This is a genomic window from Pseudoalteromonas sp. SG43-8 (genome assembly GCF_014164245.1).
Classification (GTDB): Bacteria; Pseudomonadota; Gammaproteobacteria; order Enterobacterales; family Alteromonadaceae; genus Pseudoalteromonas; species Pseudoalteromonas distincta.
Window position 1 is genome coordinate 39,234 of the sequence record NZ_JACJEX010000003.1, and the last position, 12,441, is coordinate 51,674.

The following is a 12,441-nucleotide window of genomic DNA, read 5'->3' on the forward strand; positions in this document are numbered from 1 at the left end:
TTTTAACGCAATTAGCTTAAAAGTAGCGACTAAAGATACATATAGTTTAGGTTTATGAACCGAACAGTAATTCAAAGAACCCTGGAGGCTCATGTAGCTCATGATATTTTTTACGTAAATTATCTATATTTTTTAACGGTTCTTTTGCTGCACTTAGACCCTGCTCGTTCGCTGCTTTTTTAGCAAGCTCAGCTTGGGCAATCACTTTATCAAGGCCCTGCAATGACTGCTCAGGTTTTTTGTAAAACTTACCTGTTTTACTCACTTTAACCAGCTTTATGAATTCATCAATCGCAGTATTAAATTCACTAAGTTGAGTTGCCTGCACCGCTTGTTTATATGCAAGGCCCGTGTTTTTCATATTTACTTCAAGATCGACAGGTTCCTCGGCTAAAACCAATGAGCTAAATAATAACGCAATATTTAATAAGAAATATTTCATGAACAACCTTATGAATGAAAGACGCCGAATTGTATCAATTAAAGTAAAAAAAGTAACTCTACTACTCTAAACTTTGGAAGCTATCTGTAAAGCCCCTTTACAGTTTGTATTAGCGGTGGAAGACAGAACTTAATCTTGAATTTATGAAAATAAATTATCAAGCTAACCCTATACGATACAAACCTCAAAAGTAACAAAATAATCCCCAAAAACACAACTATAAAACCATGAAAATAAACATATAAATATTTATACTTTTAAAAATCAATAAGTAAAAAACAATAAAAAAGACAAACAAGATACAAAATATAAACACATTGCCAATAGGGCAAACAAGAAGTTAACAGAAACATTTTAAACCATTGTTTTAACTGCATTTTAACAAACCGCTTGTCTTCTTTATTTGTAGGTTCAGCGATAATCCATTGCCTAAAAAACTGCAAGTGTTAAATCTGGGTGCGCAATGTAAATTTTGTATACAAATAATTACTAACATGAATTTTATATTGCACTTAAGTTTAAAAAAACAACTAATTCATCTAGGGGATAATATGAAATCTTATAACCAGCTCTCAAGCGGCATAAAAACAGCTCTCTGTTTAAGTGCAATTGGTTTGGCGAATACTTCTATTGCAGCAAATGCTGAGGATACAAAAATAGAACGAGTTGAAGTAACAGGTTCAAAAATCAGCCGAGTTGGTGCAATTGCACCTGCACCTGTAACTGTCATTACTGGTGAACAACTTCTGAATACTGGTGCAGTGAATATCGGTGAAGCGTTAAATAAACTACCAGCACTAGGTAACACATATTCTTTAGCAAACTCAGGGCGCTTTATTGGTACTGCAGGTCTTAATATTCTTGATCTACGTAACATGGGTACTGACCGTACGCTTGTACTTGTAAATGGTAAACGCCATGTTTCGAGCTCAGCTGGCTCACAATCTGTTGACACTAATACTATACCAAGCGTATGGGTTGAGCGTGTAGAAATTGTAACAGGCGGTGCATCTGCTGTTTACGGTGCTGATGCTGTAACAGGTGTTGTTAACTTTATTTTAAAAGATAATATTGAAGGTTTAGACTTTACTGTAACTAAAGGCGTTTCAGATTTAAGTGATTACAACAATGAAAAGGCAACCTTTTCATATGGTAAGAACTTTGATGATGGCCGTGGTAATGCTGCATTTGCAGTTGAATACTCAGCTCAGGACTCTTTAAATGCGTTAGATCACCCTTGGACTGATGGTTCATACTCAAGTCTACGTAACCAAGCCCAAAACGATTCTAATAAAGACGACCCTAATTTTCCTGATAAGATTTATACGCCAAATGCTGGTTACTACGCAATTAATAACGCAGGCGTATTTAGCCTGGGTAATGGTTATGTAAATACATTTAATGCAGATGGCTCTCATCGTGACATTTATACTGGTGACAACGTTGACGGTCTTCTATGTGCAGATTGTGATTCGTTTAACCTAGCCCAGTTTGACGAGATACAACCAAAATTCGAACGTTACAATGTTAACTTTAAAGTTAACTATGATGTAACAGACGATTTAAATGCTTATTTTGAAGCCAAATACGTAAACAGTGAAGGTGAAAGCATTGGCCAACCCGCATTTTTCTTTGGCGATCCACGTAATACCATACAAATTGATAACGCATATTTAGACCCAAGTGTTAAGAAGCTTATGGAAGAAGCTAACGACGGTGAAGGCGTAGAATCAATAAATGTACTTCGTATGATGACTGATTTAGGTCGTCGCATTGAAAACAATACACGCGAAACAACACGATTTGTAGCTGGCCTTAAAGGTACGGTCTTTAGTGATTGGGATTTAGATGCATCTATTGTACGTGGTAAAACAGAATTAGAACGCGTCAATGGCGCGAATATGATTCTTGAAAATTACTCTAACGCACTTGATGCGGTAGATGATGGCAATGGTAATATTGTATGTAGAAGTGAAGCAGCACAAGCTGAAGGCTGTGTTCCTGTAAATATTATGGGCTTTGGTGCGCCAAGTGATGAAGCAATTGACTACATTAATACTGTTTCTACAGGTACATCTGAAATCACTCAAACTGTAGTATCTGCTTCTTTGGCCAATGGTGGATTATTTGAATTACCTGCAGGTTATGTAGGTATGGCTTTTGGTGTTGAATACCGTAAAGAAGAAAGTGAAACAAAAGAGCCAAATAATGCTGAAGGCACATTCTTTAATGCACTTGGTGAAGACAAAGGCGACTTTGATGTAAGTGAAATTTTTACAGAAGTATCAATTCCACTACTTTCTGATATACCATTTGTTCAAGACTTAGTGCTGGATGCAGCTGTACGCTACGCTGATTACAGCACAATTGGCGATGCAACTAGCTGGAAATTAGGGCTTGATTGGACTCTAAACGATGAGCTACGTTTTCGTTTAACACAATCAGAAGCGCTAAGAGCGCCAAATATTGGTGAAATTTTTGGTGCACCGAGCCAAACTTTCTACAGTGTCGACGATCCTTGTCAAGCTGATAACTTAAATGATTTACAAAACAGTAGTACACGCCGTGCCAACTGTGCTGCATTAGGTGTGCCAGAAGGTTTTGATTCTGACTATGATTCACAAACACTTGAAGGTTTACAAAGCGGTAACCGAGATGTGAAGGGTGAAGAATCTACAAGTACTACTATTGGTCTAGTTTACCAACCAGAGTTTATTGAAAACGCAACACTTACTATCGATTACTGGAAAATTGAGCTCGAAGATGCAATCTCGACTATCAGTGCGCAAGATATCCTAGATCGTTGTGTTGATAGCGGCTCAGGTATTTCAAATCAATATTGTAATCTTATTACACGTGATGCAAACAGTGAGATTTCGTTAATTCAAAACTCAGTGCTTAATGTGTCAGGTCAAGAAGCATCTGGTGTTGACTTTGAATTAGGTTACGACTTTGATGCGCTTGAAGGTAGCTTTAAAACACGCTTTATTGGTACATATTTGATTGAGCGTAAAGAGTTCCCATTCCAAGATGAGCCTAGCGACTACATTGAATATGCGGGCGTTACAGGTGAAGCGCAATGGCAAGCTAACTTAAATATAGAATACAGCTACGAAAACTTATACACATCTTTGAGCACTCGTTATATCGAAGAAGTAAGCTTATACACAGATCAAGATTTAAGCGATAACCCCAATCCAAATAGTTTAACTTCTTTTGGTACATACATAATTACTGACATGACAGTCGGTTATAACTTTGATAACGGTGTTGGCTTAAAAGTGGGTGTAGATAACCTATTCAATCGTGAGTTACCTTATGGTACACGTGGTGATGGTAGCGGAAGTGCTAGCTACGATAATATAGGGCGTTTTGGTTACATTACTTTTTCATATAAAATGTAAGTTTTATTGTTAATAAAAGGCCCATAAACTGGGCCTTTTTTACTTTTCAAAGATGAAATTTACTCATTTTTATATTTATTAGCAACAAAAATAGCGTAATTTAAATTACTTCACGACAACATGAAATTACATAAATAAAACATTAAAGACTAATAAACCTTCTATTAAAATTTATTAATTAACTAACCTTCTCTTAAAAAATTAATATGAAAGCCATAAAAAAGTTCATTATTAACACTCAAATGAAAACAAAAAACACTACATGATAATGAAAAGTGCATAGACAATAAAAAACCTTATTTTTAGTTACAAACTCATATCAAATAATTAAAATTATAAATGTAAAAAACGCAACAAACTGAACTTTATAAAAATTGATACAGAAATAACTCATTTAAATCCATCAAGTTACCTCTCTTCTATTACTGGTTTCCCCGTGCAATAATCGCCGACCTCATAAAAAAGTTATAGGTTTTTATCTAATACAGACTGTATTAAGTAAAAATAAATATTGTATTAAATTACTATAAAATGTCCTTTGGGAAACACATGAAACGTCATAATTTACTTTCTACTAGCATTAAATGTGCATTAATTACTGCTGCTGCAACAGCAAGTAACTCTGTGCTTGCACAAGATGAGCAAGCAACAAAAATTGAACGCGTTGAAGTAACGGGTTCACGTATTTTACGTGAAGGTGCTATTGCACCTGCACCAGTAACAGTTATAAGTGGCGAGCAGCTAATTAATACAGGCGCTGTAAACATTGGTGAAGCGCTAAACAATTTACCAGCACTTGGCAATACATATTCTATGGCTAACTCAGGCCGTTTTATTGGTACTGCTGGTTTAAATATTCTTGATTTACGTAACATGGGTACAGACCGTACCTTAGTACTTGTAAATGGTAAGCGTCATGTATCAAGCTCTGCAGGCTCTCAAGCTGTGGATACCAATACTATTCCAAGTGTATGGGTCGAGCGTGTAGAAATTATCACTGGTGGTGCATCCGCTGTATATGGAGCTGACGCGGTAACAGGTGTTGTAAACTTTATATTAAAAGACAACATTGAAGGTATGGATTTTAGTGTTACCCGAGGTTTTGCCGATTTAAACAGCTACAACAACGAAAAAGCGACGTTCTCTTACGGCTCTAATTTTGATAACGGCCGTGGTAATGCCGCTTTTGCTATTGAGTACTCTGGCCAAGATTCATTAAATGCACTTGACCACCCTTGGACTAGTACTTCGTTTAGTAGTTTACGTAATCAAGCCCAAACAGATGCAAACAAAGATAGCGCAGCCTTCCCTGACAAAATCTTAACACCTAATGCTGGTTATTACGCAATTAATAACGCCGGTGTTTATGCACTTGAAGATGGATATACTAATAGCTTTAACGCCGACAGTAGCGCTCGCGACTTATACATAGGTGATAATGTAGATGGCTTGTCATGTGCAAACTGTGATTCGTTTAATCTTGGTCAATTTGAAGAGATTCAACCTGAGTTCGAGCGCTACAACGTAAACTTTAAAGTTAACTACGATGTTACCGACGACTTAAATGTCTACTTTGATGCAAAATACGTAAACAGCCAAGGCGAAAGCATAGGCCAACCTGCATTTTTCTTTTTCGACAGCGACAATAGCATTAAAATCGACAACCCTTACCTAGACCCAGCCATCAAAGCACGTATGGAAGAGGAAGGTGTTGATTCGATCATGGTTAACCGCATGATGACCGACCTTGGCCGCCGCATTGAAAACAATACGCGTGAAACAACGCGCTTTGTTACCGGCTTAAAAGGTACTGTATTTGAAGATTGGGAATTAGATACATCAGTTGTTTATGGCCAAACTGATCTTGAGCGTGAAAACGGCGCTAACATGATTTTAGCCAACTACTTTAATGCACTTGATGCCGTTGAAGATACAAATGGTAACGTAGTATGTCGTAGTGCTGCTGCACAAGCTGACGGATGTGTGCCTGTAAACATTATGGGTTTTGGCGCACCATCTCAACAAGCTATTGATTACATAAATACAGTATCAGTTGGTACCTCAACAATTAAGCAAACGGTTGTTTCTGGCTCACTTGCTAATGGCGCTATTTTTGAATTACCAGCAGGCTATGTAGGTGTTGCATTTGGTGCCGAGTACCGTAAAGAAGAAAGCGAAACAAAAGAGCCAGATAACGCAGAAGGTACTTTCTTTAACGCACTGGGCGAAGATAAAGGTTCGTTCAACGTACGCGAAGTATTTTTTGAAGCGACGATGCCAATTTTAACTGATTTGCCGCTTATCCAAGATTTAGTATTTGACACTGCAGTACGTCATGCTGACTACAGTACGATTGGCGAAGCCACTAGCTGGAAACTTGGCCTTGATTGGACTGTAAATGATGAGCTACGTGTACGTGTAACACAATCTGCAGCACTTCGTGCGCCAAACATTAGTGAAGTATTTGGTGCACCGAGTCAAACTTTCTACAATGTAGACGACCCGTGTCGCGCTGAAAACTTAGGTGACTTATCAAACGGTGCAACACGTACTGCAAACTGTGCCGCATTAGGCGTAGCGAGTGACTTTAATTCAGATTACGATTCAGCCTCTTTAGATGGTTTAAGCAGTGGTAACCGCGATGTTAAAGGCGAAGAGTCAACAAGTACAACTGTAGGCATTGTTTACCAACCAGAGTTTTTAGAAAACGCGCTACTTACTATTGATTACTGGGAAATTGAACTTGAAGATGCAATTGACACAATTAACGCGCAAGACATTCTTGATCGCTGTGTTGATAGCGCAACAGGTATAAACAATCAGTACTGTAACTTAATTACACGTAATGCTAATGGTGAAATTACTTTAATACAAAACTCTGTATTAAATGTTGCTGGCCAAAAAGCATCAGGGATAGATTTTGAACTAGGTTACGACTTTGACGCGCTTGAAGGTAGCTTTAAAACCCGCTTAATTGGTACTTACTTAATTGAACGTAAAGATTACCCGTTCCAAGACGACCCTAGTAACTACATTGAATACGCAGGTACTACAGGTGAAGCTAAGTGGCAAACTAACTTATCTGTAAGTTATGTTATGGATAACTTTTTCTCAACAGTTGAAACACGCTTTTTAAGTGAAGTAGATTTATATACAAATGTTGAGCTTGAAAATAACCCGAACCCAAGTAATCAAATGTCTTACGGTAAATACTTTATTACCGATATGACTGTTGGTTACAACTTCGATAGCGGTTTAGGCGTTAAAGTAGGTGTTGATAACGTATTTAATCGTAAACTTCCGTACGGTTCACGTGGTACAAGCGCGGGCAGCGCAAGTTACGACAACATTGGCCGCTTTGGCTACATTAACTTAAGCTACAGCTTATAATTAATAAAATAACTTATTAGGGCGTGTTGATCATTGGTGGGTGAATTTTCAGCAGTATGTTTGGTTTTTAGGCAAGGCAGAGCCTATGTAGTGTGGTTATTCCCCATAAATAGGCGATAACGCAGCATAAATACCAAACATGCGCTGCCCGAAGGGTTCTTTCTAGGGGCGATTAACTCTTTGTTGCTCGGTTTTTACTTAGTCCACTAGGTTACAAACCTCGCGTCGCGATTTAATTGCCCCTAAATTGAACAAATTTCAATCCACAAAGATCAACACGCCCTAGTTAAAACAAAGGCTCGCAGTGCGAGCCTTTTTTAATACATTTTATTTAATATTACTCAGCCACACGCTTTGGTATGGTTCTAGCTCTATTGTTAATTGGCTTTCTTCAATCGTTTTATCTGCCACCAAATCAAACCACTTTTGGGTGTTAATTAAGTTTAAGTCGGCTAATGTAAGTGTTTGTGGTTTATCGCTAATGTTATAAACACAAAATATGCTTTGGCGTCTGTCTATACTTTGTCGCCAAAAACCAAATAATCCCCCTGCTAAATGCAGCGTAAACTGTGTAGCATTTGGGTGGAAGGCACTTTGCTTTTTGCGTACTGCCAATAAACTTTTTATGCCGTTAAACACTTTATGATGATGACTGTACTTTTCACCAATTGCCGCCAGTAGCTTTGACTCTTGCCAACGATGGCGATTAATAGCACGGTTATGCTGTGAATTTTCAAAGCGTTCGTAATCGTTAGTTGTACCCAACAAACTATGAATATAAAGCCCTGGGATACCTTCTAGCGCAAACATAATTGCGTGAGCACACATAAACCGCTCCAGGCCAAACTTATCTGGGCCATTGTGCGTCCCTTGGAGAGCATCAAATAAAGCAATATTTAGCTCGTACGGTGTATGTGTGCCATCGTTACTTGTACGCATAGATACACGACCACCAAATTGCATTGTGGTACTTACTAGAGATGCCACTTCACTGGGTTGCAATAAACCTTCAATTGGTCTGAGCCCTATTCCATCGTGCGAGGCTATAAAATTAAAGTATGCCGTACCATTTTGCGCAGGCGGCATGCTCATCATCCAATGCTTAATTGCAGTGCTATCGCCACTAAGTAATGTATGAAGCAATAAAGGCGGCAGTGCAAAGTTATAAATACTGTGCGCTTCGTTGGCATTACCAAAATAAGACAGGTTTTCTTGGTTTGGAATATTGGTTTCGGTAATTATAACTACGCTGGGCTCTGCGTGCTCAATAAGTGTTCGCATTAGCCTTACTGCTTCATGTGTTTGCGGCAAGTTAATGCAACTTGTATTAAGCTGTTTCCACAAAAATGCAACCGCATCGAGTCTAAATAAACGCACGCCATTGTCTAAATAATGCCTAATTATTCCCACAAACTCTTTAAGTACCTCGGGGTTTGCAAAATCAAAATCAACCTGATCGTGACTAAAGGTACACCACACGTGTTTTTCGCCGCTTGGCGTAGTTACAGTATTTAATAACGATGAGGTTCGCGGGCGAACAACTTGGCTTAAATCATCCGTTAAGCTCGCCGTTTTGAAATAATCTTTACCCGGGTGTAAATCATTTAAAAAGTTCTCAAACCATACACTTCTGCTTGAGCAATGGTTAATAACTAAATCCGCCATTAGCTTTACGTCTTTAGCGATGTTTTGAATATCTCCCCAATCACCCAAGGACTCGTTCACTTGCACGTAGTTCATTACGGCAAAGCCTTCGTCTGAGCTGTACGGGTAAAATGGCAATATATGCAGCGCATTTAACTGCATATCACATTGCTCTTTTATAAACCTGTGTAGTGTTTTAAGCGGTGCCTCCATTGGGCTCGATACGGCAAATTCGCTATCATCGTGTTTAATAATAGAGTCGCCATAAGCAATCAATACTATATCTTGTTCATCCCACCGGTTTGTATGGGGTGTCGGGTCGCGCAGTGCATTGCTACCTAATATAATTTTAATAAGTTGCTGAGCAAGCTCAGTAACCGATAAAGGCAGCTCAACACCCTCATAAATAATATGAAGATGTTGCTCTACTCGTTGTAAAAATAATTCGCTAACTGTGCTCACATGCGCCCCTAATATTTATTGTTTAGACTTATAGGCTAGTTAACCTGCACGCAGGTTAACTATATTCTTCGTTATCTAGCTCTACGGCTTCTTTTAAGCGCTCAAGTACGTCTGGCATTGCTGATACAACACGGTTCCAACTTGGCACAAATGGCGCTTCCATTGGGTTTTCTAAAAAGTGTTGCCCTGCTTCCATAATATTTTGTGCAAACATTTCTACTGCTTTTTCTTCTTGGTGTACATCAAGCGTTAACCCGTTCATTAACGCATCGTTATGATACGTTTCTATAAAATCTAGACCGATACGGTAATAAGTCGCTTTTAATGAACGAATTGTTTCGCTGGTAAAAGTAACACCTTGAGTCGCCAGCTTTCTAAACAATGCCTTAGTAATATCAATCGACATTTTAGACAAGCCTGCACTTTGATCATCAAGTGAAAGTTCTTGGTGTTTATGATCGTAATTATCGGCAATATCTACTTGGCACAAGCGGTTATGCGAATAGTTACGATACATTTCACTCAGTACGCCTATTTCAAGGCCCCAATCACTTGGGATACGAATATCGTTTAATACATCGCGTCTAAACGAAAACTCACCTGCAAGTGGGTATCTAAAAGAGTCCATATATTCAAGGTAGTCGGTATTGCCTAAAATTGTTTTAAACGAGCGAAGCAATGGCGTTACTAATAAGCGCGATACACGGCCATTAATTTTGCCATTAGCAGTACGCGGGTAAAACCCTTTACAAAATTCATAGTTAAAACGCGGATGCGCAACGGGGTAAATTAAGCGAGCAAGTAGGCTTCTGTCGTAGGTTAAAATATCACAATCATGCAGTGCGATAGACTCTACTTCTGCTGTTGCTAATTTATAGCCCATGCAGTACCACACATTACGCCCTTTACCCAGCTCGCGTGGGGCAACACCTAGCTCTTGTAATTCTTTATCAAGTGCTTGTAAGCGTGGGCCGTCGTTCCATAATACTTTATGGTTTTGGTTTAGCTCTTTAAAAAAGCCAAGTGCATGGCGGTACTGTGCTTCGTCAGCTCTATCTAAACCTATGGTAATTTGCGATAAATACGGTACTTCGCGTAATTCACTAACTATATTTTGCAGTGCAGGACCTTCAAGTTCACTAAATAACGAAGGAAGTATTAATCCCATTGGGCGCTGCTTGCTAAAAGTAAGTAGCTCTTTTTCTAGATCTTCTATTGGTCTGTCGGCAATATTATGTAATGTTGTAATAATGCCATTTTGGTAAAAATCAGCCATGAGATGTTTGCTCCTCAGAAATACTTAAAATACTGCTAATGCACGGCAACGATGTTATTTCTTCAATCCAGCCCAGCGGTGCTGGTGATTGAGAGTATCGTGCTTTATTGTGCGACAATTTAACCGGCTTTTTACTCGCCGGATTGGCAATAATAATGGCGATATTTGCGTGTTCTAACATTTGCTTATCGTTATCGCTATCACCCAGTGCTATAACCGTGAGAGGCTTTCTGAAATGATGGGTAAACTGTTTAACTAACCACTGCTGTGCAGCGCTTTTATCGGTATTTTTGGCAATATGAATGAAGCGCCCACCAATTTTTATATCGTAGCCGAGTGCTTCAACATCGTTTACAAAAGCTGTGAGTAATTCGTCATTGCCATACCAATAAAGAGGGTCTGAATAATCGCGGGTTTGTGCGCGTCTTGCTTGCGCATCATCGAGACCTGTAAGTTCTGATATTTGCTCACTCGATAAGTCACTAAACAATTTGTAATGTGCTTTATAATCTGCCTTTAAAGTATTTAAGTCCTTTAATAAACTCGATAGCGGCTTTGCCATTGCGTAGCACCAATACGCGCCTACTTTTTTACAACCAATTGGCTTTAATTCAAAATAGTCTTCTGGAATAAATACCGCTGCACCGTTTTCGACAATAAAAGGCTGTTGAATATTTAAATCGTTTTTAAGCTCTATAACTTCGCAAAAAGTTTTGCTGGTATTAAACACCACAGGAATATGCGCATTTTGCAGCTGCTGTAATAACTCACTGATATTATTTATATTGTAATCGGCGTGATCGAGTAATGTACCGTCCAAATCTGTAAAAATAATAGGTTGAAGGGTGTCATCACTTGTTAGGTGCATACCGCTAATATCTCGGTTGCTATCAAGTTCAATTAAAGCATTTGCTTTAGCGCTCAGTGTGTTTAAGTTCTCACGCGTAATGCGCTCAAAATGAGAAATAAAATACACCAATTGCTCGTTAGTCATGGTGCCTGAGCCTTCACCTTTTTTGGCTATTAGCTTTTGTTCTTGCTCTTGTCGCCATGTAAAAACATCACTAAAACTCGGTGCTTTTAGCATAACTGTATAATCAATTAGGTTAAAAACGGCTTTATATTCATTTGCCAAACAGCTATTTACACAGCGGCGCCAAACGCCTTCTTTATCAAACTGGTGCTCTAACTCGTTAAGCGGCTCACTCAATGAAAACAACGGTTGTGGCTCACTGCCCACGCACCATCCTTCTAAAATAACAATATCAACTGGCTTTTCGTTTGTTAGCCAATCACTTGCTGACACGCTGTCGTCTTCGTGTTTATTAAAACGTGGAAGCGGTACGTTTACCTCTCCTGCCAGTAAGTTAGTTATTGTGCTATTCATTAACGCTACATCGTGAGTACCCGGTACTCCGCGAGTAGTAAAAAGAGGATGTACGTCTTTGGCAAGGTCAGTACGTGCTTGTTTTGCTAAATAAAAGTCATCAATTGACAATGCAACACTGTTAAGTGGTGTGTTTTTAGAAAACCACGTAACTAAAAAATCTGCGAGTGTTGTTTTTCCTGAGCCCTGGCATCCATTTATGGCAACAAAAATAGGAGTATTTGTTTTTTTAGATTCGAGGATGTCATGCGCAAGTGGAACAAAATATTGCTCACTCAAATATTGATACTTTAAAGGCAGTTGGTGTTTTGCTAAAAACGGGGTTATATCCACAATATTGGCCTCTGACATAGTAACTCCTTTGCATACGATGCGTTCTGGAAATTAAATGCAGGTAATAGACCATTATTATTTTTGTATATTTATTAATAGGTTA

General features: G+C 38.7%; 6 protein-coding genes. 2 read left to right on the forward strand and 4 right to left on the reverse strand.

What is annotated here, in order from left to right:
- Positions 1–52: 52 nt before the first annotated feature.
- Positions 53–442, reverse strand: a complete 390-nt coding sequence (locus H5122_RS07805) for a cytochrome b562 (protein WP_101217007.1) — start codon at positions 440–442, stop codon at positions 53–55.
- Between the two features lie 551 nt (positions 443–993).
- Between H5122_RS07805 and H5122_RS07810 the strand changes: the two genes are divergently transcribed.
- Together H5122_RS07810 and H5122_RS07815 are read left to right on the forward strand one after the other, a co-directional pair.
- Positions 994–3,846, forward strand: a complete 2,853-nt coding sequence (locus tag H5122_RS07810; RefSeq protein ID WP_182681637.1) for a TonB-dependent siderophore receptor — start codon at positions 994–996, stop codon at positions 3,844–3,846.
- A gap of 549 nt (positions 3,847–4,395) precedes the next feature.
- Positions 4,396–7,236 (forward strand): TonB-dependent receptor domain-containing protein, encoded by a 2,841-nt coding sequence (locus tag H5122_RS07815; RefSeq protein WP_182681636.1) that lies wholly within the window; start codon positions 4,396–4,398, stop codon positions 7,234–7,236.
- 327 nt (positions 7,237–7,563) lie between these two features.
- On the opposite strand, the gene H5122_RS07820 is transcribed toward H5122_RS07815, so the two are convergent.
- The 3 genes from H5122_RS07820 to H5122_RS07830 are packed head-to-tail and all read right to left on the reverse strand — an operon-like array spanning position 7,564 to position 12,356.
- The gene (locus H5122_RS07820; RefSeq protein WP_002958672.1) at positions 7,564–9,342 is read right to left on the reverse strand and encodes a sugar phosphorylase; all 1,779 of its coding nucleotides are present in this window, start codon (positions 9,340–9,342) and stop codon (positions 7,564–7,566) included.
- Between the two features lie 55 nt (positions 9,343–9,397).
- On the reverse strand, positions 9,398–10,618 hold the full coding sequence (locus H5122_RS07825; protein ID WP_002958673.1) for a glycosyl transferase: 1,221 nt from the start codon (positions 10,616–10,618) through the stop codon (positions 9,398–9,400).
- Positions 10,611–12,356, reverse strand: a complete 1,746-nt coding sequence (locus H5122_RS07830; RefSeq protein ID WP_182681635.1) for an HAD-IIB family hydrolase — start codon at positions 12,354–12,356, stop codon at positions 10,611–10,613. The genes H5122_RS07825 and H5122_RS07830 overlap by 8 nt, the downstream gene beginning before the upstream one ends.
- Positions 12,357–12,441: the final 85 nt, after the last annotated feature.

Bases quoted from the DNA above. Each gene is read 5' to 3' on its own strand.
- H5122_RS07810 (WP_182681637.1), top strand. From the start codon at position 994: ATGAAATCTTATAACCAGCTCTCAAGCGGCATAAAAACAGCTCTCTGT.
- H5122_RS07830 (WP_182681635.1), bottom strand. From the start codon at position 12,356: ATGTCAGAGGCCAATATTGTGGATATAACCCCGTTTTTAGCAAAACAC.
- H5122_RS07825 (WP_002958673.1), bottom strand. From the start codon at position 10,618: ATGGCTGATTTTTACCAAAATGGCATTATTACAACATTACATAATATT.
- H5122_RS07815 (WP_182681636.1), top strand. From the start codon at position 4,396: ATGAAACGTCATAATTTACTTTCTACTAGCATTAAATGTGCATTAATT.
- H5122_RS07805 (WP_101217007.1), bottom strand. From the start codon at position 442: ATGAAATATTTCTTATTAAATATTGCGTTATTATTTAGCTCATTGGTT.